The sequence below is a fragment of the Vibrio sp. T13N genome (genome assembly GCF_032970445.1).
Lineage (GTDB): Bacteria > Pseudomonadota > Gammaproteobacteria > Enterobacterales > Vibrionaceae > Vibrio > Vibrio diabolicus.
In genome coordinates this window covers 188,112-211,578 of record NZ_JAWJYE010000005.1, presented here as the reverse complement: position 1 = coordinate 211,578, position 23,467 = coordinate 188,112, and the positions used below count along the sequence as shown (strand labels likewise).

Below are 23,467 nucleotides of genomic sequence, written 5' to 3'. Positions count from 1 at the left end.
TACAGTCAACCACGTCGACCAAAAGGTCGCGACTATTCAAAAGGAATTTCCGAGTTTCTTTTTACTAGTCGCGATTCGTAATGCCTTGAGTGTCAATTAACACATCTAAGATTTCTTTAAGCACTAAAGGAAGATTAGAAACAAGGAATAACAATGTTCGAAAAACCAGTTGTTAAAACGTTCCAGTACGGTAACCACACAGTTACTTTAGAAACTGGCGTTATTGCACGTCAAGCTACAGCAGCAGTTATGGTCACAATGGATGATACGTCTGTATTCGTATCTGTTGTAGGTAAAAAAGAAGCCGTTGCAGGTCAAGACTTCTTCCCACTAACGGTTAACTACCAAGAGCGTACTTACGCTGCAGGTAAAATCCCAGGCGGCTTCTTCAAGCGTGAAGGTCGTCCTTCTGAAGGCGAAACGCTAACAGCTCGTCTAATCGACCGTCCAATCCGTCCGCTATTCCCAGACGCGTTTAAAAACGAAGTTCAGGTTATCGCGACAGTAATGTCTGTAAACCCAGATGTTCAGCCAGATATCGTTACAATGATCGGTACTTCTGCTGCTCTTGCTATCTCTGGCATTCCATTCAACGGCCCTATCGGTGCGGCGCGTGTTGGTCATATCGATGGTCAGCTTGTACTTAACCCTAGCCAAACTGAACTAGAAACTTCTAAGCTTGATCTTGTTGTTGCTGGTACAGAGTCAGCCGTACTGATGGTTGAATCAGAAGCGGACAACCTAACTGAAGAAGAAATGCTAGCAGCGGTTGTTTACGGTCATGATCAACAACAAGTTGCTATCAAAGCTATCAACGAATTCAAAGCAGAAGTGGCAACTCCTGCTTGGGATTGGGTTGCTCCTGAAGAAAACACAGCACTTAAAGATAAGATTGCTGAGCTAGCAGAAGCGAAGCTTGTTGAGGCTTACAAAATCACTGAGAAGATGGCTCGTTACGACCGTATCAATGAGATCGCTGCGGAAGTAAATGAAGTTCTTCTTGCTGAAGATCCTGAAGCGGATACAAAAGAAATCCACACTATCTTCCATGATCTAGAGAAAACAGTTGTACGTCGTAGCATCATCGCGGGTAACCCTCGTATTGATGGCCGTGAAAAAGACATGGTTCGTGCACTAGATGTACGCACTGGTGTTCTTCCTCGCACACACGGTAGCGCGCTATTCACTCGTGGTGAAACTCAGGCTATCGTGACGGCAACTCTAGGTACTCAGCGTGATGCTCAAATCATTGATGAGCTAACAGGCGAGCGTAAAGATCACTTCCTACTGCACTACAACTTCCCTCCATACTGTGTAGGTGAGACTGGTTTTGTAGGTTCTCCTAAGCGTCGTGAAATCGGCCACGGTAAACTGGCTAAACGTGGTATCGCAGCAGTAATGCCATCAGTAGATGAGTTCCCATACACAGTACGTGTTGTATCGGAAATCACTGAATCTAACGGTTCTTCTTCAATGGCTTCTGTATGTGGTACTTCTCTTGCTCTTATGGATGCAGGTGTGCCAATCAAGTCTTCTGTTGCGGGTATCGCAATGGGTCTTGTTAAAGAAGGCGACGACTTCGTTGTTCTTTCTGACATCCTTGGTGACGAAGACCACCTAGGTGACATGGACTTTAAAGTAGCGGGTACTAACACTGGTATCACAGCACTTCAAATGGACATCAAGATCGAAGGTATCACTAAAGAGATCATGCAAATTGCGCTTAACCAAGCTCAAGGTGCACGTAAGCACATCCTATCTGTAATGGATGAAGCTATCTCTGGTGCTCGTGAAGACATCTCTGAATTTGCTCCTCGTATTCACACAATGAAGATCAGCGCAGAGAAGATCAAAGACGTTATCGGTAAAGGTGGTGCAGTTATCCGTGCTCTAACTGAAGAGACTGGTACAACTATCGAAATCGAAGACGACGGTACTATCAAGATTGCTGCAACTGAAGGCACTGCTGCGAAAGAAGCTATCCGCCGTATCGAAGAGATCACTGCTGAAGTTGAAGTTGGCCGTATCTACACGGGTAAAGTTGCACGTCTAGCTGACTTCGGTGCATTTGTAACGGTTCTTCCAGGCAAAGATGGTCTTGTACACATTTCTCAAATCGCAGAAAAACGTGTTGAGAAAGTGTCTGACTACCTAGCTGAAGGCCAAGAAGTTCAAGTTAAAGTTCTTGAAATCGACCGCCAAGGCCGTGTACGTCTAAGCATGAAAGAAGCGGTAGAAAAGCCAGCTGAAGAAGCTGCTGCTGAAGCACCAGCTGCGAAAGACGAGTAAGACAAAATGAGACTTTCAGCCTTTTATTAGATTAAGGGCCTGAAAGCATGTTATAAAAGGGGAGCATTTTCGCTCCCCTTTTTTTGGTTTATTTCGACGCATTAACCTCAAACGAGGTTATCGCCTATATTGCATTAAGAGAAATAAATTTTGAGCGGTCCAAACAGGAGTATCAATTAGTGAAATGGTTTCAAACCGCAAGTTTATGTGTTGCTATCGCGCTGACCGGTTGTGCAAATACTTCTCAGCAATCAGCACAAAAGTGGCTATATCCACCGATGGCGGTGCCACTTCAGCCTAGCGTTCAACAAGAAGTACAAATCGCGCGTTTATCGCAGTTGCTACAACGTCCTGATCTCAGTGATGAAGTACGCGCTAAAATGCATTATGAGCGCGGTAGCTACTACGATAGCGTTGGTTTGCGTGATCTTGCCCGTTTGGACTTTAACCAGTCTTTGCAGTTGAATCCTGCTCAACCGGATATCTTCAATCTTTTGGGGGTGTATTTCACCCAAGTAGGGGAGTTTGACGCGGCTTATGAAGCGTTTGATTCGACCATAGAGTTGGCTCCGGATAATACCTATGCTGAGCGCAACCGTGCGATTGCGCTGTATTATGGTGGCCGAATCGATCTCGCTTTAGAAGATATGACCAAGCACTATCAAGAAATGCCAACGGATCCTTTTCGTTCATTATGGCTGTACATCATCGAAGCTGAGCAAAATCCAGAGCAAGCAAAAGCCAATCTTCAACAGCGTTATTTACGAGATCGTAGTGAAGAGTGGGGATGGGTTCTTGTTGCTATCATGCTACGAGACGTCTCGGACGAAGACGCTCTTAAAGCAATTATGGATGGAACGAGAGAGAACTATCGCCTAGCTGAACGATTGACGGAAACGTATTTCTACCTTGGAAAGCGTAATCAGCTTGAAGGTGATATCGCAAGTGCCATCTCACTTTATAAGCTCGCGATTTCGTTCAACGTTTACGATTATGTTGAGCATCGCTATTCTTTCTTGGAATTGGCGCAAATCTACGATCAATTACAGCAAGATAGATTGGCCAAGCTAAAGGCTGCTAAGAAGCAGGAAATTGAATGATTTAGAGCCGCTCGATGAGAGCGGCTTTTTTTATGATTGAACTTGATTAGTGACTCATTTAAAATAGTTAGCCTTGCTAACTAAGTGGCGGTGGCTTTTATGGCACTAGAAGAAAGCTTGATTGATTTAGAGCGTTTTTGCGCCAAAGCTTGGCGTGTTTATGCCAAAGAAGATCCGTTATCACATCTAAGCTTTAATGAGTTCGATTATTTACGTGTGATTCAGGTTTACCCTGAGGGTGTACGAATAACCGATCTTGCAGAAGAGTTGCAAGTGACTAAGCCTTCCGCATCGACAATGGTTGTTCGTTTGGAAAAAAAGGGTTTGGTGAAACGCATCGCATGTAATGAGGATGCCCGTGCTAAGCGTGTATTGCTGACAGAAGAAGTCGCAGAAAAAATGTCTTTGGAGCAGGTGGTTTACAAAGATATCTCTGAACAAATGATGCAACAATTAAATCAGCAAGAAGCTGAGCAGTTACAAGCTTTACTGAATAAAGCATTGAGCAATAAGTCATTTTAAATTAAACCAAAGGCCTCCGCTGTACGCATTAGCCTTTGGTGTTTCATTTTTCTTTTATTTAATTCAACCATTTAGTTAGTCTTGCTAATTAAATGGTTAGCTTTGCTAACTACTGGTGGCAGTCATGCAAAACTCAATTTATAGACAGTTTTGGAAATATACGATTCCAACCGTCGCAGCAATGCTCGTGAACGGTTTATATCAAATAGTTGATGGCATTTTTATTGGCCGTTATGTTGGTGCTGACGGATTAGCAGGGATCAATGTTGCGTGGCCGATCATCGGTTCTATCCTCGGTATAGGGATGATGATTGGGGTGGGGACTGGTGCGCTAACGTCGATTAAGCAAGGAGAAAACGATCATGAGGGCGCGAAGCGTATTTTAACGACCGGATTGGGGTTGTTAGCGATATTGATGCCGGTCGTTGCTACCATATTGTTCTATTTTTCCGATGAATTTATTCGTTGGCAGGGGGCGGAAGGGCGAGTGTTTGAACTCGCGCTACAATATCTGCATATTCTGATTGTCGCGTGCGTATTTACGCTAGGCTCTATCGCGGTTCCATTTCTTTTACGCAATGACGACAGCCCGAACTTAGCAACGATGCTGATGGTCATCGGTGCCGTCATTAATATTGTATTAGACTACGTATTTATTGCTTGGTTGGGGTGGGAGTTAACCGGAGCGGCCATTGCTACAGCGCTGGCACAATTGGTGGTAACCGTGCTTGGTATCGGTTACTTCTTTACTTCAAAAGCGACCTTACGCCTTCGAATCAGTGACTTTAAGGTTCAAGTCGATGTTGCACCAAAGATTATAATGATCGGTACATCTAGCTTCTTTATGTACGCGTACGGTTCTGTGATGGTGGCAATGCACAACGCATTATTTGCTCAGTACGGAAGTGCAATGTTAATAGGGGCGTATGCCATTTTGGGGTACATCGTGACGGTTTACTATCTGATTGCAGAGGGAATCGCGAACGGTATGCAACCTCTAGTGAGTTTCAATCACGGGGCGCGCAACCAGGCGAACGTCAGAAAATTACTGCAAGTCGCAATGGGGACATCTGTGCTTGGTGGTGTAGCGTTTGTGGGTTTGATGAACCTTTTCCCGTACGAGTTGGTCTCGGTGTTTAACAATGCTGATCAACAGTTGATTGATAGCACGGTGATCGGGATTCGTTTACACATGTTTGCGTTGTTCCTAGATGGCTTTTTAGTCGTGGCGGCTGCGTACTACCAATCGGTAAACAAAGGCAGCAAAGCCATGTTTGTGACACTAGGCAACATGTTGGTTCAACTGCCGTTTTTGTTCGTTATGCCGAAACTGTTTGGCGTGACAGGCATTTGGCTGGCTTTCCCATTGTCCAATATTGCGCTGAGTTTAGTTGTGGTCAGTATGTTGTGGCGGGACGTGAAAAAGCTGCTAAACGAAACTTCGGCTGAGCCAACAGTGCAAGCCTGTTAACAATGGCTGATAGAGAAAAGCGAGGTTGGGCCTCGCTTTTCTTTTTTGGAGAGCTAAATGTTTTTTACTTCTAAGCCAGCTAGCTGATGCCAATAGCCATTGCATTGGCGGCTTTCAAGTTTTTCAGGGTTGTCGCCGTGCTCGTTTGAGCGAAAATGCTCTAACTCAGAAAGTGTACTCACACCGAGAGGGCTTAAGCGGACCACATCAACCAGCCCTTGCATGCTTGGTAAGTCATTGATCAGGTTATAACAATACCCTGATTGCGTTTGAATGCCGTTAAGGTTGAAGACTTCTTGCCCTTCTTGGCTGCTGACCTGGATACCCGTAGGGTATTTGATACAGCAGGTTTCGCAATCGTCTTTCGCTCGGTTTTCAGCTCGGGCTGTGAAACAGCGAGCGGAATACGCTAAAGGCAAATAACCGTGGCTAAATACCTCAACTTCAAACTTGTTACGAATACCCAGCTCGTCACACTGAACTAAAGTATCGTTTAACCATTCGCGAGAGAGCTCGACAGGCATGCACCAACGCATCATACCTTGCTTCAAAAATAAGTTGAGCGTGTGTGCGTTATAAGTATTGATTGCAGGACCAACGACGAAAGGCACTTTATGCTCTGATGCTAATTGAACCGCCGATACGTCATTAGCCTCAATGGCGAAGTCACCGTTATTGATGTACTTCTTCATGATGTTTACTTCACTCGGTGCTTCCAGTAGCGCCATCGTAGAGATAACGACTTGCTTGCCAGAGGCAGATAAGTCTTTAGCTATTTCCAACCAGTGGGCTGATTTCATTTCTCTGCGTTTAGAGCAAACCGATTCACCCAGGTAAATAATGTCTGCAGAGCTTTGTTTTGCTTGTTGGTAGAAGGCTTCTACATCTTGTTTTGGCCAAAAATAGAGTAGTGGGCCAAGTGCGTATTTCATTGAGTTATCCATCTTAACCTCTACTGCCATTTACGGTGGTAAGCACCTAGGGTGGTTTGCGTTCCTTCCGACACATTTGCGAGCGTCGCATCCCATGCGGCTTCAACTTGGTAAGCTTCTGGGTTGGCTTGGTAGCGATCAATCGCGGCTCGCCATGTTCGAGTGACTTGCTCTACGTAAGCTGGGCTGCGTTGGCGCCCTTCAATTTTTACAGACGCGACATTAGCGGCAAATAGTTCTGGCAGCATCGAAAGGGTGTTCAAACTGGTTGGCTCTTCCAGAGCATGATAGCGTTTTTTCTCACCATCAATTTCTGTTTCAAAACGACCTTTACAGAGCGTAGGGTAGCCTGCGTTTTCTCCTGCGCAGTAGCGGTCAATTAGGATATTATTTAGACGAGACTCAAGACCTTGTTCAGTTTCTTGCCAACGAACGTATTTGGCAGGAGAACAGGCACCCACAGTGTTTGGGGACTCACCCGTCATGTATGATGACAAATAACAACGGCCTTCGGACATAATACAAAGGCTACCAAAAGCAAAGACTTCTAGCTCGACATCGCTAGTGATGTTGCGCGAAAGCTGCTTCACCTGATGAATCGATAAGACGCGAGGCAGCACCACACGTTTTACGTTGAAGTTCTGTTTATAAAAATCAATGGCTGCGATGTTGGTCGCTGATGCTTGCACTGAAAGATGTAGTTCCAGATCGGGATATTTGCGAGCTGCATACTCCAGAACTGCAATGTCTGCAACAATCAGCGCGTCCACACCCAATGCCGCTGCATTGTCTACCGCGTTCGTCCAGCGCTCAAAGCCATTGGGATGAGCGAAGGTATTCAACGCGACATGAATTTTTTTGTCGCGGTCGTGAACGTATTGCACCGCTTTTTCTAACTTTTTGCCGTTAAAGTTGAGGCCAGCAAAGTGACGGGCGTTGGTATCATCTTTGAAGCCAATGTAGACGGCATCGGCACCGCAATCAATCGCAGTTTTTAACGCAGGCAGGTTACCCGCGGGACACAAGAGTTCCATATGCTCACAATCATTGAGAATAAAAAGGTGTCCGCATTTTATGAAGAATTATGAATAGCGAAATTGACCTAAGTTAGGTTTAGCTCAATAAAGTCGATATTTACCTCTTGAGAGTAAGGGTATCGAGTCGGGGTTAGTTCTTGTGACGACGATTCTGTACAAACAGCTCTTCAATTTCATGTTTTGGCTGTGGGCGATAAAAATGGAATCCTTGAATCGCATTACATTGAAGGTTAGAGAGCAAAGTAGCTTGCTGGTGGGTTTCCACCCCCTCGGCAACGACCGTCAAGTCGAGTGACTTACCCAGATTAATGATGTTTTCAATCACAGTGACCTGTTTGGGTAGCGTGTCGATATCGTTAATAAACGCGCGGTCGATTTTCAGCTCGTCGATAGGGAAGCGCGCTAAGTAGGAAAGGGAAGAGTAACCGGTACCAAAGTCATCGATAGAGAGGGCGAAGCCCAGTTTCTTAATCGCATTCAGCATTTGCAGTGTATGTTCGCTATCACTCATCACGGCACTTTCGGTTAGCTCGAAGGTAATGCAGCTTGGGTCAAGCTCGGTAGTGCGAAGCAACTTTTCCATAAAGTCGATCAGCTGTGGATTACCAAATTGCTCGGGAGAGAGGTTGATAGCGACACGACCTGGCAGTATGCCTTGTTGTTTCCAACGTTTTACCGTATTGAAAACATCACGCATCACGACGCGTCCAAGGTGTTCGATTAACCCTGCACGCTCGGCGACAGGAATGAATGAACCTGGGCTAATGTAACCTTCGACAGGGTGTTTCCAACGAACGAGCGCTTCGGCACCGTTAATGCTGAAGTCACGCGCGTTAACCTTTGGTTGATACCACACTTCTAAACCGTTCTGCTGCAATGCTTTTTGCAGTTCGATTTCAAGCCACAAACGCATGCGCGCTTCTTTGTTCATCTGGTCGTTAAATTTGATCAGGCGATTTCGGCCACGATCTTTGGCTTCATACATCGCCGTATCAGCATTTTGTAGCAGGATTCTCGCATCTTGCCCGTCTTCAGGGTAACGAACGCTACCAATTGAGCACGCAAGGCGTTTACTGAAGTGGTGCAAGTCGAAAGGCTGGTTGATCAACGAGATAATGCGATCTGACAAAATTTCAGCCATGCGGGTATTTTCTGGTTCTGGCAGAATGACGCCAAACTCATCGCCACCCAAATGACCAATAATCGCTTGATTTGGCAGTAATCGTTTAAGACGGGCCGATACCTCTTGAATCACTTTATCGCCAATGTGGTGACCAAGTGAATCATTAATGTTTTTGAAGTTATCGATATCCAAATAGAACACCAGAAGCGGCGTTTGCTTTTTGATCAGCTGTTCCAAACGTTTGGTAAAACCAAAGCGGTTGTACAGTTTGGTGAGCGAATCAATATGTATGTCTTCATTCGATGCAGAAGACAAATTCTTAGGTGTATCGTCAGCGTCTTGGATCAAGATGATTTGAGACTCGCTACCTAATATCGCCGTGGAATCAGCGTGTAACTGAACTTTTCGTTCAAAGCCACATCTCGCGCTGGTTAAGCAAACAAAAGGCTTGTCAGAAATTAATGTACTCAAACGATGACTAAACACTTTCTTGCTGTTTTCATCGATGAATAAACGGCTGAGCTCCTCGCCTAGCAATTCATGGGGAGAGTTCAGTCCCAGGAGGCGTGCTGATGCAGGGTTGGCAGAAATGATAATGTCATCTTCGATAAGCAGCAGACCGTCAGGCAGTAGTTGTGTTAATTTCGCAAACTTACTTTCTGACTCCTCTAAGGAGCGTACGAGGATCTGCTTTTCTGAAGTATCCACGGCGTGAAAAACGACAAAGCGAATTTCGTTACCTTCAAAAACCGGTGACAGACTAAAGTGCAGGCTGGTTTCAAGGTCGGTTTCATCAAGGGTGATTTCGGCTTCGACATGCGTTCCTTTGAATGCACGCTGATAGTAAGGGGCCAGCTTTTTATAAAACTGCTCACCAAGTACCTGGCAATCGTTTAAGCCGATGATTTCCTCATGACTTAAACCTGCGATATCGCAGTAACAGTCACTTACCATTCGATAATTGTGTCTTTTATCAAGAATGGCAAAGAAGAAAGGGCTATTTGAGGTTAGCGTGGCAAACCAATGTTTTAATTGCTGGGAAGGCATTAGGGTATTACCGATCTCCAATGAGCCAGATTATTCGTCCGTGTATAAAAAGCGACACCCTGATAAGCCTGCGGCGGTCTACTATTAAGTCCAGTATCGCTTGCCATTAAAGGGCTCGCGGTTTTAACTTTACAGTCGACAATCACATGGATACGCTCAGATAACTATAACTTTGAAAATACGGTTGTAAAAGTGTTTATCCACCTGTTCGCATCAATAATACACGTAACTTCAAAAAAAGAAGCGTTAGTGAACAATAATCCACCAATCTAAAATAAGCACTTTATTGATACATAACAGTAATCTCATTGCCACGATTGCTTAATATGGGCAACCTAATGACAAAGTAACGGATAATGAACGTGTTAAACAAGATTCGCAGTCAACTAGTAAAGAACGCAGCTAACATTTTGCGTTCTCCAGTCCAGTTATTACCACAGCCAATTCAGCAAAAAGCATTGCTGGAAGGGCTAAAAATGGTGTTTAAAGAAGCCTTGGAAGATGGTGACTTTGAGTTCCTTGAAGACAAGTGGTTAAAAGTTGCGATTAAAGACTTGAACTTAGCATGGTACATCAGCTATCAAGACGAAGAATTAGTGGTAGCTGAAAAACCAGTTCAGGAAGATGTGAGTTTTAGTGGTAATCTAAACGACCTAGTACTGATTGCTGGTCGTAAAGAAGACCCTGACACACTGTTCTTCCAACGTCGCCTTTCAATTGAAGGCGATACTGAGCTTGGCTTAGAAGTGAAAAACTTAATGGACAGTGTCGACTTAGAGCAGTTACCGAAAGCAATGCAAGTCGCTTTGAATCAATTGGCTGATTTTGTTCAGAAAGGAGTTCAAGCGCCTGCACAACCAACCGGAGTAGCGAATGCTTATTCGAACTGAAGCCCCTGCGGACATTCTTACCATTGACCGCTTATTGAAACACGCCTTCCCGACGGAAGCTGAAGCTAAGCTTGTGATGCGTTTGCGCGAAAACAGCAAATTCACACTTTCCTTAGTCGCGTGTACAGATGAGGGGGAGGTGATAGGCCATGCTTTATTTAGCCCAGTGACCTTAAATGGTGAAGATTTGTCGTGGCAAGGGCTGGCGCCATTGGCTGTTCATGAAGATTACCGTCGCCAAGGCATCGCTGCAGAGTTGATCAAAGAAGGTTTTGATTCACTGCGTGATTTTGGCTATCCAGTGTGTGTGGTGTTGGGTGATCCTGATTATTACGCGCGCCAGGGTTTTCAATCATGCGACGAGATGGGATTCGAATGCGCTTGGGATGTTCCTAAAGGTGCATTTCGTATCGCAGAGTTGGTCGAAGGTCAATGTGCCGGACGCTCCGGACGCATAGATTACGCGCCAGAGTTCTCTGAACTGTAAATGAAAGAAGCCCACTAACTCAGTGGGCTTCTTTCTTAGTTCATTGAAAACTGAGATAGGGAGATTAAGACGACTGGTCACTTTTCTTCTTACCCCAAACCTCTATTTTTGCTTTCTTACTTAGCCCTAAAACATTGAGTTTTCTGCTGCCCCAACTGCTGTAAGTCATTTCAATCTGTTTTAGCTTCGCTTCTTTTGAGCCAGGAAGGCTCCATGCACGAGTCGATAATCCACTTGTTAGCACACCCATAGAGGTTAGCTTTTTCTCACTACCGTCCGTCATCACGACTTTTAAGTCGTTAATGTCTACCGTGCCCTGCACACATTTCAGTTTAATTTTACTGAAGCTGCGATTTCGGAATAGGCTATTTGGTGTCACGGTATCCGTTTCTGTTTGGAATTTGACGGTTTTCGTTGCAATCAGCTCCCACTCATCGCTGCTATTAGCAAAAACACTCATGCTTGTGGTGGCTACCAGTGCGCAAAGCAGCAGTGTAGGTAAGAATTTCATAATGTACCTCATATGTTATACCTACGGTGTGGCCATTGTCATAGGCAGAACAGTTCAATCATTCCAATGTATTGAGGTGTTCCTTGAAGTCCTTTAGGTATAATCACGATTATTTGTTAGGATTGCCCTCGTTCAAATAGGTGACGGAAAATGTCAATTAACGAGAAACAGTATTTACACGAAATGGGCATCAGCACATGGGAGCTGGTACACCCAGATAGATTGGCAGGTTACCAATCGCCAAAAATCGATTTGCAAAGTTCTTGCAAACTCCTGTTGATCTCTCCGGTATGTCCAGAGAATGAGACGGCAGTTTTGTTTGAAAACATCCTAAAGAGTATGAAGTTAACGGTTGACCAAGCGTTACATATTGAGCCAGAGCGATTTCCATTACTTGGCCAGCACGAGCTTGAGTGGGTTTGGTTTGCAGGGTGTGAAGCCGAAGTATTGCCTGACACTAAACCGCTGACATCGCCATTGTTGCAAGATGTGGATGGGAATACCCAACAAAAACGTGCACTTTGGCAACAGATTTGTTCTTACAACAATTCGAGCAAATAAGCATTAATCCCCGTTTTACTGCAATTGGTATTGCACATGAACCCCTAGGTAAATAATGACAACTAAAATCTTACCAATGTGCGCTGAGCACTTAGATCAAGTTTGGCAAATTGAGCAGCAAGCACACTCGCATCCGTGGGCAGAGTCTTTGGTACGTGATTTATCCAGCCGTGGAGCATGTCATCATGTGATGCTCGATGGCGAGATGGTGATTGGCTACTTTTATGCGCAGAATATTGTCGGTGAAGTTACGTTGCTGAATATTGCTATCGCGCCGCATCTTCAGGGTAAAGGCTATGGTCAAAAACTGTTGGATGCGTTCTTAGAACATTGTGAGCAATCAAAAGCGGAGAGTGCTTGGCTTGAGGTGCGAGAGAGTAATAAGCCTGCTATTTATATTTATGAACAAGCTGGATTCAATGAAGTTGATCGACGCCATAACTATTACCCTGCGAAAACTGGCACGGGAAAAGAAGATGCGATCATCATGAGTTATCTCTTCTTTCACTAACGTTAACGCATCCCATAAGGGAAGTCGCCCCTAAAGCGATCAGTTGCCCCTGAGGCAATAATAAGCGAGAATACCGCGCAATATTGAATCTAAAAAGCGTGTTTGCTTTTCGAGCAAGCATTCAGACATCAAAGAAGACCAGTTTCATGTCAAATACACCTTTTCTAAGCGAAGTGTCTAAACGTAGAACGTTCGCTATTATTTCTCACCCGGATGCGGGTAAAACCACCATTACTGAAAAAGTCCTTTTATTCGGAAACGCGATTCAAAAAGCAGGTACGGTTAAAGGTCGTGGTAATGCACAGCACGCAAAATCAGACTGGATGGAAATGGAAAAGGAACGTGGTATCTCGGTAACCACGTCTGTGATGCAGTTCCCTTACAATGATTGCCTGGTAAACCTACTTGATACTCCTGGACACGAAGACTTCTCGGAAGATACATATCGTACTCTAACGGCAGTCGACTCGTGTTTGATGGTTATCGATGCAGCGAAAGGTGTCGAGGATCGTACTCGTAAGCTGATGGAAGTAACCCGTCTACGCGATACGCCAATCGTGACCTTCATGAACAAACTTGACCGTGACGTTCGTGATCCAATGGAAGTATTGGACGAAGTAGAAAACGAATTGGGCATGATGTGTGCGCCTATCACGTGGCCAATCGGCTGTGGTAAAGAATTTAAAGGTGTGTACCACATTCACCGTGATGAAACGATTTTATACGAATCTGGTCACGGTCATGAGATTCAAGAAGTTCGAATCATCAAAGGTCTAGATAACCCAGAGCTTGATGAAAAAGTCGGTGCAGGCCTTGCGGAAAGTGTTCGAGAAGAGCTTGAGCTTGTTATGGGTGCTTGCCCTGAGTTTGATTTGGAAATGTTCTTAACAGGTGACCTGACGCCAGTTTACTTCGGTACCGCATTAGGTAACTTCGGTGTAGACCACATGCTAGACGGTCTAACAGAGTGGGCACCAGCACCGAAAACGCGTCAAGCGGTTGAGCGTGAAGTTGAAGCGACAGAAGAGAAGTTCTCTGGTTTCGTATTCAAGATCCAAGCAAACATGGACCCGAAACACCGTGACCGTATCGCATTCATGCGTATTGTATCGGGTACTTACACGCAGGGTATGAAGATGAACCACGTTCGTCTTGGCAAGCAGGTGAGTATCTCTGATGCAGTAACCTTTATGGCTGGTGACCGTTCACGTGCAGAACACGCTTACGCGGGTGACATCATTGGTCTGCATAACCACGGCACTATTCAAATTGGTGATACTTTCACGCAAGGTGAGTCACTGAAGTTCTCTGGTATTCCAAACTTTGCGCCTGAATTGTTCCGTCGTATTCGTTTGAAAGATCCACTAAAGCAGAAACAGCTACTAAAAGGCTTGGTGCAACTATCAGAAGAAGGTGCGGTACAGGTATTCCGTCCTCTACAGAACAACGATCTGATCGTTGGTGCCGTTGGTGTACTTCAGTTCGATGTTGTTGTGGCTCGTTTGAAGTCTGAATATAACGTTGAAGCGATTTATGAAGGCATTAACGTTGCAACTGCTCGTTGGGTTGAGTGTGATGATGCGAAGAAACTGGATGAGTTCCAACGTAAGAACCAAGCAAATTTAGCATTGGATGGTGGTGATAACCTAACGTATATTGCACCAACAATGGTTAACTTAAACTTGGCGAAAGAGCGTTTCCCTGATATTGATTTCCGTGCGACGCGTGAGCACTAATCAAAAAGCGGTTTGGGTAAGCTTTAACGCAAACTAGATTTTAAAACGCCCTTGGCTATAAACTTAGCCAAGGGCGTTTTTTATAAGGATGAGATATGAACTGGTTTAAACGAGGATTGAAGCGTTACGACGACTGGTGCAAGGAGATGGGGCTAACCCCCGATCAAAAACGCAGCTGCGTTCCGTATCGAAAAGATCCTGCCCATCAAAATGAAGAGAACAGTGAATCTCTGCTATTTTCTGATTCTCAGTTTGTCGGTACAGATAAAAAGTCTCAAGATGAAGCTCTTTGATACCCATTGTCACTTTGACTTTGATGTATTCCAAGGTGACTTTGCACATCAACTTCAGCTAGCTCAAACGCAAGGCGTGACAAGAATTCTGATTCCTTCAGTGGGACCTCAAAACTGGGCTCGTATTCAAACCTTGGCAGATCAACATGCCAATTTGTATTATGCCCTTGGGTTTCATCCGTATTTTCTTGAAGATAACGTCGAGCAGCACTTTGCTGAATTGGAACATTATCTAAAACAAAATGCTCCCCAGTGCGTGGCCATAGGAGAGTGTGGGCTAGATTTTGCCATTGATGTTGACCCACAGTTGCAAGAAAAGACACTTGAAGTTCAATTTGAACTGGCTAGACGCTTCGAACTCCCAGTTATTTTACATAGCCGAAAAGCGCACAATCGCCTTATTCAAATGGTGAAAGCGGCGAAGCTCCCTCGGGGCGGTGTGCTACATGCTTTCTCTGGGAGTTATCAGCAAGCAATGGAGTGGGTCAAATTAGGTTTTTTTATCGGTGTAGGAGGAAGCATCACCTACCCAAGAGCGAAGAAAACGCGCGACGCAATTCAAAAATTACCACTCAAACATCTCGTGATCGAAACAGATGCACCGGATATGCCTATACTTGGGTATCAAGGGGAGTCGAATCACCCAGCCAAACTCATTCACGTCTTTAATGAGCTCGTAGAGTTGCATAACGGCCCAAAGCAATCGATTGCCTCTCAGTTATGGAAAAATAGCAATTTTGCTTTCTCGATATGTGAATAAAATCTAAAGATGTGGTTTGAAATAGAAAACGTTTTCCTGCTTATTGTGAATTAACTCACAAAGCTGGCTGAATCAATCATGAATCTTATAGGAAAGTGTGAGGCTGGCATTACTTTAATTGATTCTGCATGAGTATAATTGCTCCCGCTTTATAGCTCCATTTTGTAACACGCCAATAAATAACTTATAAGGAAGTCATAAACTATGAGCCTGTTTATGAGCCTAATCGGTATGGTAGTGCTTCTTGCGATTGCAGTGGCATTTTCTAATAACCGAAAAGCTATCAATCTAAGAACTGTGGGTGGCGCATTCGCTATCCAATTCGCATTAGGTGCATTTGTTCTGTATGTACCTTGGGGCCGTGATCTACTAAACGGTTTCTCTTCAGGTGTTTCTAACGTTATCAACTACGGTAACGATGGTTCATCATTCCTGTTCGGTGGTCTTGTTTCTGACAAGATGTTCGAAGTATTCGGCGGCGGCGGTTTCATCTTCGCATTCCGTGTTCTTCCTACACTGATCTTCTTCTCTGCACTGATTTCAGTTCTTTACTACATTGGCGTTATGCAATGGGTTATCAAGATTCTTGGTGGCGCACTACAAAAAGCGCTGGGCACTTCACGTGCGGAATCAATGTCAGCAGCAGCAAACATTTTCGTAGGTCAAACAGAAGCACCTCTAGTTGTTCGTCCATTCGTTCCAAAAATGACTCAATCAGAGCTATTCGCGGTAATGTGTGGTGGTCTAGCTTCTGTTGCTGGTGGTGTACTAGCCGGCTACGCTTCAATGGGTGTTCCACTAGAGTACCTAGTAGCAGCATCATTTATGGCGGCACCAGGTGGTCTACTATTCGCTAAAATCCTTCACCCAGAGACTGACCAGCCTCACGAAAGTATCGAAGAAGCGATGGACGGCGGCGACGACAAACCAGTAAACGTAATCGACGCAGCAGCAGGCGGTGCGGCTTCTGGTCTACAACTTGCGCTTAACGTAGGTGCGATGCTAATCGCATTCGTTGGTCTAATCGCGCTGATCAACGGTATGCTAGGTGGCATCGGTGGTTGGTTCGGCATGCCAGAACTAACGCTAGAGCTAATCCTAGGTTACGCATTCTCTCCACTAGCATTCCTAATCGGTGTTCCATGGGCTGAAGCAGTAACTGCTGGTTCATTCATCGGTCAGAAAATCGTAGTGAACGAATTCGTTGCTTACTTGAACTTCACACCATACCTAGGTGAAAACGCTCAAGTAATCGCGGCAACTGGTGAAGTAATGTCTGAGAAGACAACAGCTATCATCTCATTCGCACTATGTGGTTTCGCGAACCTTTCTTCTATCGCGATTCTACTTGGTGGTCTAGGTAGCCTTGCACCAAACCGTCGTAGTGACATCGCTCGCATGGGTGTTAAAGCTGTGCTTGCAGGTACGTTGTCTAACCTTATGGCAGCGACAATTGCAGGCTTCTGCTTAAGCCTTGCAGCACTATAATTAGAATCGGTTCTTAATATATAGACGCCGTTTTACATCATGCCCTGTAGCAAGAGATTGCTGCGGGGCATTTTTCGTTTTTCGGGCTCTAAAATCTCACCGGGTGCCGGACTCAGTCTATGAGTTACGCAGCCGATGGAATAGGGGCTAGGAAATTTTGAGATACAAACCGTTTGCGCTCTATTTGGTGCTACAGTTTTGCGGTGAAACTCTATAATGTATTAATCACAGGATAGTGGTTAAGGTTGATACTTAATCACGTAATGAATATTACATAATCGATGGGCAAATGACTTGCCCAGCAATATCAGATCTAATAGGCGTTTTGCTGTGTGATGTGATATTAAAGACACCGCAATCATAGATTGTTGTGCCATAGGCCAAACTGGTACTGTGCGGTGACAAGGATAGCAATTGGCATATGAAATTTTCGCTGTATATGCCGAGTCTTCAGGGAACCAAGTCCGTTCATTAATAGACTGTTTAGCCATTTACTCACATTGTCTCGACTTGTTGATTATAGTTAGAGACGTGATGTAAGGCTGAGTAGTGAATTTTTTGAATATTGATCGGAGATAGAAATGAGCGATTTAAAAGCAGCAGCGCTACGTGCACTTAAACTTATGGACCTAACTACGTTGAATGACGATGACACTGATGCAAAAGTGATTTCATTATGTCATGACGCGAAAACAGCAGTAGGCAACACAGCTGCAATCTGTATTTACCCTCGCTTTATTCCTATTGCTAAGAAGACACTTCGTGAGCAAGGTACGCCAGGAGTTCGCATTGCAACAGTAACGAACTTCCCACACGGTAACGACGATATCGACATCGCTGTTGCTGAAACAAAAGCGGCTGTTGCTTACGGTGCAGACGAAGTTGACGTAGTTTTCCCATACCGCGCGCTAATGGCGGGTGATGAGAAAGTAGGCTTCGAACTAGTTAAGCAATGTAAAGAAGCTTGTGGTGACATTCTTCTTAAAGTGATCATCGAAACTGGTGAACTAAAAGAAGAAGCACTAATCAAGAAAGCATCTCAAATCTGTATTGAAGCAGGTGCTGACTTCATTAAAACTTCAACTGGTAAAGTGCCAGTAAACGCAACACCAGAATACGCTCGCATGATGCTTGAAGTTATTCGCGACATGGGTGTTGCAGAAACTGTTGGTTTCAAACCAGCAGGTGGTGTGCGCACTGCTGAAGACGCAGCGGCATACCTAGCAATGGCTGACGAAATCCTAGGTGACAACTGGGTTGATGCTCGTCACTACCGTTTTGGTGCGTCTAGCCTGCTAACCAACCTACTAAATACATTAGAAGTGTCGGACGACGTCGCTGATCCAACAGCGTACTAATTCCAATAATACGTCTGAACGGTAGCACCTAAACGGGTGCTACCAAACCTCTTCTATCCTACTACAACCATGGCTCAAAAGAGCTTGGGAGGCACTAATGTATTTACCACAAGAAATCATTCGTAAAAAACGTGACGGCGAAGTCCTAACTGCCGACGAAATCAACTTCTTTATTCAAGGCGTAGCGAACAACACGGTATCTGAAGGTCAGATTGCGGCGTTTGCTATGACGATTTTCTTTAATGAAATGACCATGGATGAGCGCATCGCCCTAACGTGTGCAATGCGTGACTCAGGCATGGTAATCGACTGGAGCCACATGAACTTCGGTGGTCCAATTGTCGACAAACACTCAACCGGTGGTGTGGGTGACGTAACTTCTCTGATGCTTGGCCCTATGGTGGCAGCATGTGGCGGTTTCGTACCTATGATCTCTGGTCGTGGCCTTGGCCACACAGGCGGCACGCTAGATAAACTTGAAGCGATTCCTGGCTACAACATCACACCAACGAACGAAGTTTTTGGTCAAGTAACCAAAGATGCGGGTGTGGCGATCATCGGTCAAACGGGTGATCTTGCTCCGGCAGATAAGCGCGTGTACGCGACTCGTGATATCACGGCTACCGTAGACAACATCTCACTGATCACGGCATCGATCCTGTCTAAGAAATTGGCAGCGGGTCTGGAATCTCTAGTGATGGATGTAAAAGTCGGTTCTGGCGCATTTATGCCAACTTACGAAGCGTCTGAAGAGCTAGCAAAATCTATCGTTGCAGTAGCAAATGGTGCAGGCACGAAGACTACCGCAATCCTTACGGACATGAACCAAGTACTGGCTTCTTCTGCTGGTAATGCGGTGGAAGTTCGTGAAGCGGTTCGTTTCCTAACAGGTGAATACCGCAACCCGCGTCTACTTGAAGTGACGATGGCATCATGTGCTGAAATGCTCGTGCTTGCCAAACTTGCTGAGAACACAGATGACGCACGCGCGAAACTGATGGAAGTGCTAGACAACGGTAAAGCAGCAGCTTGCTTCGGCAAAATGGTTGCGGGTCTTGGCGGTCCAGCAGACTTCGTAGAAAACTACGATAACTACCTAGAAAAAGCGGAAATCATCAAGCCTGTTTACGCGACGGAAACGGGCATTGTTTCAGCAATGGACACGCGTGCGATTGGCATGGCTGTCGTTGCTATGGGTGGTGGTCGCCGTGTTGCTACTGATGAAATCGACTATGCCGTAGGTTTCGACGAGTTCATCCGCTTGGGTGAAGTTGCAGATAGCGATAAACCTCTTGCCGTTATCCACGCTCGCAGTGAAGAGCAGTGGGAAGAATCGGCAAAAGCACTGCGCAGTGCAATCAAAGTAGGTGGTGAGTACACACCAACTCCAGAGGTTTACCGCCAAATTCGTGCAGAAGATATTTAATAGAACAAGTAATTACACAAGGCCTACTCAACCATAATAAAAAGCCGAGTGGGCCTAAGGAAAGAGCAATGAAAAGAGCATTTATTTTAGTACTAGACTCATTCGGTATCGGTGCAACTGCTGATGCAAAAGAATTTGGTGATGTAGGTTCAGACACTCTAGGTCATATCGCTGACCAGTGTGAAAAAGGCTTAGCAGATAACGACAAACGTCAAGGCGCACTTCGCCTTCCAAACCTATCTAAGCTTGGTTTGGCTATGGCACACAAAGAATCAACAGGTCGCTTTGCACCTGGCCTAGACGCTGAGGCAGAAATCATCGGTGCTTACGGTCACGCTGCTGAGCTTTCTTCTGGTAAAGACACTCCGTCTGGTCACTGGGAAATTGCTGGCGTACCAGTTCTGTTTGACTGGGGCTACTTCACAGATAAAGCAAACAGCTTCCCTAAAGAGCTGACTGACCGCATTCTTGAGCGTGCAGGTCTAGATGGCTTCCTAGGTAACTGCCACGCATCTGGTACTCAAGTTCTTGATGACCTTGGTGAAGAACATATGAAGACTGGCCAACCAATCTTCTACACCTCTGCGGACTCAGTATTCCAAATCGCATGTCACGAAGAGACATTCGGTCTAGATCGTCTACTAGAGCTTTGCCAAATTGCTCGTGAAGAACTAGAAGATTACAACATCGGCCGTGTAATCGCGCGTCCATTCATCGGTCCTGGTAAAGGTCAATTTGAGCGTACGGGTAACCGTCGTGACCTATCTGTAGAGCCACCATCAGCAACGGTTCTACAAAAGTTAGTCGAAGAGAAACAAGGCAATGTGGTTTCTATCGGTAAGATTGCAGACATCTACGCAAACTGCGGTATCACCAAGAAAGTGAAAGCGACAGGTATTCCTGCATTGTTCGAAGCAACGCTAGAGCAAATCAAAGAAGCGGGTGATAACACCATCGTATTCACTAACTTTGTTGATTTCGACTCCGCTTACGGCCACCGCCGTGATGTAGCGGGTTACGCTGCGGCGCTTGAGTACTTTGATGGTCGCATCAACGAAGTGCTCGAACTGATGGGTGAAGATGACGTGCTAATCCTAACGGCTGACCACGGTTGTGACCCAACATGGCCAGGTACTGACCATACTCGTGAGCACATTCCAGTATTGGTTTACGGTCAAAAAGTGCCAGCTGGCTCTCTTGGCCGTCGCGAAACATTCGCAGATATCGGCCAAACATTGGCGAGCTACTTCGGTACTTCTCCAATGGATTACGGTAAGAATTTCCTATAATTAGGATATTAAAAACTAGGAGCTGAGTGCTCCTAGTTTTATGTTTGCAGTATGCAAGTACTGCTTGTCGGAAATGAGAATACTCTGGCTTACATCGCCTTAAGCGCGGAGCGCTAGAGAAAGGTTAAGGAAAAGAAAAATGGCAACTCCACATATCAATGCTGAAATGGGTGCATTCGCAGACGTAGTACTGATGCCAGGTGACCCGCTACGTGCAAAATACATCGCAGAAACCTTCCTTGAAGATGTTGTTCAAGTGTGTGATGTGCGCAATATGTTCGGTTACACAGGCACTTACAAAGGCCGTAAAATCTCTGTGATGGGCCACGGTATGGGTATCCCATCATGTTCGATTTACGCGACTGAGCTAATCAAAGACTTCGGTGTGAAGAAAATCATCCGTGTCGGTAGCTGTGGTGCGGTGAATGAAGACATCAAAGTGCGTGATGTTGTGATCGGCATGGGCGCGTGTACGGATTCTAAAGTGAACCGTATCCGTTTTAAAGGTCATGACTTTGCTGCAATCGCAGACTACAAAATGGTTCGCGCGGCAGAAGACGCAGCAAAAGCACGTGGCATTGATGTGAAAGTCGGTAACCTATTTTCAGCGGAGCTTTTCTACACGCCAGATCCAGAAATGTTCGACGTAATGGACAAGTACGGCATTGTTGGTGTTGAAATGGAAGCGGCGGGTATTTACGGCGTAGCGGCAGAATACGGTGCAAAAGCTCTGACAATCTGTACGGTTTCAGATCACATCAAAACAGGTGAGCAAACAACTTCTGATGAGCGTCAAACAACATTCAACGACATGATGCTAATCGCACTAGATTCAGTATTGCTAGGCGACGAAGAATAAGCGACAAAGAGTCATCTTAGTTTCTTGACATTAAGAACTAAAAGAACAGCCCGCACAATGCGGGCTGTTTTTGTATTAGATGTTGATTACCGACTGACTATTTGGTTAGCAGTAGGTTTTGCGCTTTTTTACGGCGGATAGGCTGTCTACGTAAAATCATAATGAATAACATGCCGCACACAAAACTCATTAGCACCATCATGTACATGTAGCGATCACTCTTACGATAGTGGTGGTCAGAAATCGCGGTTACACGACCTGTCTCAAAGGTAACGCGAACAAAACCGATGAGTGCTTCATCGGCAAATACTGGTTCAACCAACTGCTGGCGGCCAATGGAAGCTGTTGCCAAGGGCGTGTCTAAGCCTAAAACTTCGCGTACCGATAGCGCATCTTCACTAGACGCTAAACGTACGCCTTGTGCATCATATATTGTCGCATCAAACACCAAACGGTCTTGTGCTAGCTGGTTTGTCAGCTTAAGTAAGCGTTCTTGATCTTTGGTCAAAATCATTTCACTGGCAGAAAGAGACGCCTGTGAAATCAAAACTTTGGTGAGTGTCTCAAGCTGCTGTGCTTGAATTTTCTCGTTGCCCTTACTGATCACAACACTGTTTTTGATCGTGATAAACAACATCACACACAGTAGGATTAGTGCCAGAATTCTTAGGGCATTCCTTACTGAGAACAAGGATTCACTCATGCTCTTTACTCATCCATTTAAAATAAAACAAAGACTTGCCTTTTTAGTTTGTTGAGGTAACGTTTTAGCAAAGTCATAAGGGATTATATACATGGACGCGTCAAAAAGCTTGCCTATCAGAAAACATACGACACTTTTAAAACGATTACCCGAGACTCGATTTGCCTCCCAACTAGATAAAGCAAAAGCAAACTGGATAGTGTTTGCAGAATACCTTTCGCCACGTCATTTTGAAGACATTGATTTCTTCACAGGTGTCTACAACCCCGTGTTAGAAACGTGGAAAGTTGGCCAATATGAAGTCGCCTTGATGGCAGGAGAGTTGACCCCTCAACACGAAACGATCTTACAAAGCCTCAACTTGGATTACGCCTCGCTTAATGAAGTGCCAGATCTCTCAACCCAAGGTTTGATTGTATTTGACATGGACTCAACGGCAATCCAGATAGAGTGTATTGATGAAATCGCAAAATTGGCCGGAGTCGGGGATGAGGTGGCAGAAGTTACTGAACGTGCGATGCAAGGAGAACTGGATTTTGAGCAAAGTTTGCGTCAACGCGTAGGCAAGCTCAAAGGTGCTGATGAATCAATTCTTGAACAAGTTCGTTCCCAATTGCCATTTATGCCGGACTTTGAAGCGTTAATCGCAACGTTAAAAGCACTAGGCTGGAAAACAGCGATTGCTTCCGGTGGTTTTACTTACTTCTCGGACTATATCAAAGATAAAGTCGATTTAGATTTTGCTCGCTCTAATCAGTTGGAAATCATTAATGGTAAGCTCACGGGGAACGTACTTGGCGATGTGGTTACCGCGCAGATGAAGTCAGATATCCTGGTGGAGTTGGCGGATGAATACGAAATTGAGCAGCACAACACGGTTGCTGTCGGTGATGGCGCTAACGATCTTGTGATGATGTCGGTGGCGGGCTTAGGTATCGCGTACCACGCAAAACCTAAAGTGGAAGCTCAAGCGCAATCTGCGATTCGCTTTGCAGGCTTAGGCGGTGTGCTCTGTATTTTATCTGGTGCACTGGTGAAGCAGCAAAAGGTCAGCTGGAAAGCAAAACCTTAATT

General features: G+C 45.2%; 22 protein-coding genes. 17 read left to right on the top strand and 5 right to left on the bottom strand.

The genetic code is table 11. The features are described 5' to 3' along the window. The first annotated feature begins 153 nt into the window (after nucleotides 1-153). The 4 genes from pnp (at nucleotide 154) to R2S67_RS10415 (ending at nucleotide 5,382) form a co-directional block, all read left to right on the top strand. Nucleotides 154-2,289, top strand: coding sequence for a polyribonucleotide nucleotidyltransferase (pnp, locus tag R2S67_RS10430; RefSeq protein WP_005394655.1), 2,136 nt, complete (start codon nucleotides 154-156; stop codon nucleotides 2,287-2,289). Between the two features lie 179 nt (nucleotides 2,290-2,468). Next, nucleotides 2,469-3,389, top strand: a complete 921-nt coding sequence (gene nlpI / locus R2S67_RS10425) for a lipoprotein NlpI (protein ID WP_012841449.1) — start codon at nucleotides 2,469-2,471, stop codon at nucleotides 3,387-3,389. A gap of 99 nt (nucleotides 3,390-3,488) precedes the next feature. Next, complete coding sequence (locus R2S67_RS10420) at nucleotides 3,489-3,911, top strand: MarR family winged helix-turn-helix transcriptional regulator (protein ID WP_005394653.1); 423 nt, start codon at nucleotides 3,489-3,491, stop codon at nucleotides 3,909-3,911. Nucleotides 3,912-4,035: 124 nt separating this feature from the next. After that, nucleotides 4,036-5,382, top strand: a complete 1,347-nt coding sequence (locus R2S67_RS10415) for an MATE family efflux transporter (protein ID WP_161443023.1) — start codon at nucleotides 4,036-4,038, stop codon at nucleotides 5,380-5,382. Between the two features lie 53 nt (nucleotides 5,383-5,435). On the opposite strand, the gene R2S67_RS10410 is transcribed toward R2S67_RS10415, so the two are convergent. The 3 genes from R2S67_RS10410 to R2S67_RS10400 all read right to left on the bottom strand — a co-directional run bounded on the left by R2S67_RS10410 (nucleotide 5,436) and on the right by R2S67_RS10400 (nucleotide 9,521). Continuing rightward, on the bottom strand, nucleotides 5,436-6,314 hold the full coding sequence (locus R2S67_RS10410; RefSeq protein WP_053809267.1) for a U32 family peptidase: 879 nt from the start codon (nucleotides 6,312-6,314) through the stop codon (nucleotides 5,436-5,438). 20 nt (nucleotides 6,315-6,334) lie between these two features. After that, on the bottom strand, nucleotides 6,335-7,348 hold the full coding sequence (locus R2S67_RS10405) for a peptidase U32 family protein (RefSeq protein WP_048625944.1): 1,014 nt from the start codon (nucleotides 7,346-7,348) through the stop codon (nucleotides 6,335-6,337). A gap of 133 nt (nucleotides 7,349-7,481) precedes the next feature. Next, nucleotides 7,482-9,521 (bottom strand): EAL domain-containing protein, encoded by a 2,040-nt coding sequence (locus tag R2S67_RS10400; RefSeq protein WP_317343701.1) that lies wholly within the window; start codon nucleotides 9,519-9,521, stop codon nucleotides 7,482-7,484. A gap of 362 nt (nucleotides 9,522-9,883) precedes the next feature. On the opposite strand from R2S67_RS10400, the gene R2S67_RS10395 reads away from it, so the two are divergent. Further along, complete coding sequence (locus R2S67_RS10395; RefSeq protein WP_317344169.1) at nucleotides 9,884-10,411, top strand: SCP2 domain-containing protein; 528 nt, start codon at nucleotides 9,884-9,886, stop codon at nucleotides 10,409-10,411. Further along, entirely contained in the window at nucleotides 10,395-10,898 is a 504-nt protein-coding gene (locus R2S67_RS10390) for a GNAT family N-acetyltransferase (RefSeq protein WP_012841450.1), read from the top strand. The genes R2S67_RS10395 and R2S67_RS10390 overlap by 17 nt, the downstream gene beginning before the upstream one ends. A 64-nt stretch (nucleotides 10,899-10,962) precedes the next feature. Here the strand turns inward: R2S67_RS10390 and R2S67_RS10385 are convergent, their stop codons facing one another. Further along, nucleotides 10,963-11,409, bottom strand: coding sequence for a hypothetical protein (locus tag R2S67_RS10385; RefSeq protein WP_012841451.1), 447 nt, complete (start codon nucleotides 11,407-11,409; stop codon nucleotides 10,963-10,965). 150 nt (nucleotides 11,410-11,559) lie between these two features. Here R2S67_RS10385 and R2S67_RS10380 point away from each other — a divergent pair, with 150 nt between their 5' ends. The 10 genes from R2S67_RS10380 (at nucleotide 11,560) to deoD (ending at nucleotide 21,690) form a co-directional block, all read left to right on the top strand. Further along, nucleotides 11,560-11,970 carry a DNA polymerase III subunit psi gene (locus tag R2S67_RS10380; RefSeq protein WP_046875043.1) on the top strand — a complete coding sequence of 137 codons (411 nt, stop codon included), beginning with the start codon at nucleotides 11,560-11,562 and terminating at the stop codon, nucleotides 11,968-11,970. A 55-nt stretch (nucleotides 11,971-12,025) separates the two neighbouring features. Next, entirely contained in the window at nucleotides 12,026-12,481 is a 456-nt protein-coding gene (gene rimI, locus R2S67_RS10375; RefSeq protein ID WP_005394641.1) for a ribosomal protein S18-alanine N-acetyltransferase, read from the top strand. Nucleotides 12,482-12,627: 146 nt separating this feature from the next. Further along, entirely contained in the window at nucleotides 12,628-14,217 is a 1,590-nt protein-coding gene (gene prfC / locus R2S67_RS10370) for a peptide chain release factor 3 (protein WP_012841453.1), read from the top strand. A gap of 95 nt (nucleotides 14,218-14,312) precedes the next feature. After that, on the top strand, nucleotides 14,313-14,510 hold the full coding sequence (locus R2S67_RS10365) for a DUF5363 family protein (RefSeq protein WP_104974844.1): 198 nt from the start codon (nucleotides 14,313-14,315) through the stop codon (nucleotides 14,508-14,510). Continuing rightward, nucleotides 14,497-15,270 (top strand): TatD family hydrolase, encoded by a 774-nt coding sequence (locus R2S67_RS10360; RefSeq protein WP_256951002.1) that lies wholly within the window; start codon nucleotides 14,497-14,499, stop codon nucleotides 15,268-15,270. The genes R2S67_RS10365 and R2S67_RS10360 overlap by 14 nt, the downstream gene beginning before the upstream one ends. A gap of 204 nt (nucleotides 15,271-15,474) precedes the next feature. Continuing rightward, nucleotides 15,475-16,758, top strand: coding sequence for a NupC/NupG family nucleoside CNT transporter (locus R2S67_RS10355; RefSeq protein ID WP_006742377.1), 1,284 nt, complete (start codon nucleotides 15,475-15,477; stop codon nucleotides 16,756-16,758). A gap of 581 nt (nucleotides 16,759-17,339) precedes the next feature. Then, nucleotides 17,340-18,116: a deoxyribose-phosphate aldolase gene (gene deoC / locus R2S67_RS10350; protein WP_317343691.1), complete on the top strand. Its 777-nt coding sequence runs from the start codon at nucleotides 17,340-17,342 to the stop codon at nucleotides 18,114-18,116. 97 nt (nucleotides 18,117-18,213) lie between these two features. Continuing rightward, nucleotides 18,214-19,542: a thymidine phosphorylase gene (gene deoA / locus R2S67_RS10345; RefSeq protein ID WP_317343690.1), complete on the top strand. Its 1,329-nt coding sequence runs from the start codon at nucleotides 18,214-18,216 to the stop codon at nucleotides 19,540-19,542. Nucleotides 19,543-19,610: 68 nt separating this feature from the next. Further along, complete coding sequence (locus R2S67_RS10340; RefSeq protein ID WP_025501113.1) at nucleotides 19,611-20,831, top strand: phosphopentomutase; 1,221 nt, start codon at nucleotides 19,611-19,613, stop codon at nucleotides 20,829-20,831. A gap of 139 nt (nucleotides 20,832-20,970) precedes the next feature. Further along, on the top strand, nucleotides 20,971-21,690 hold the full coding sequence (gene deoD, locus R2S67_RS10335; RefSeq protein ID WP_006742381.1) for a purine-nucleoside phosphorylase: 720 nt from the start codon (nucleotides 20,971-20,973) through the stop codon (nucleotides 21,688-21,690). Nucleotides 21,691-21,787: 97 nt separating this feature from the next. On the opposite strand, the gene R2S67_RS10330 is transcribed toward deoD, so the two are convergent. Next, nucleotides 21,788-22,393 (bottom strand): YtjB family periplasmic protein, encoded by a 606-nt coding sequence (locus R2S67_RS10330; protein WP_041852892.1) that lies wholly within the window; start codon nucleotides 22,391-22,393, stop codon nucleotides 21,788-21,790. Between the two features lie 91 nt (nucleotides 22,394-22,484). Between R2S67_RS10330 and serB the strand changes: the two genes are divergently transcribed. Then, nucleotides 22,485-23,465, top strand: coding sequence for a phosphoserine phosphatase (gene serB / locus R2S67_RS10325; protein ID WP_006742382.1), 981 nt, complete (start codon nucleotides 22,485-22,487; stop codon nucleotides 23,463-23,465). Nucleotides 23,466-23,467 lie beyond the last annotated feature (2 nt).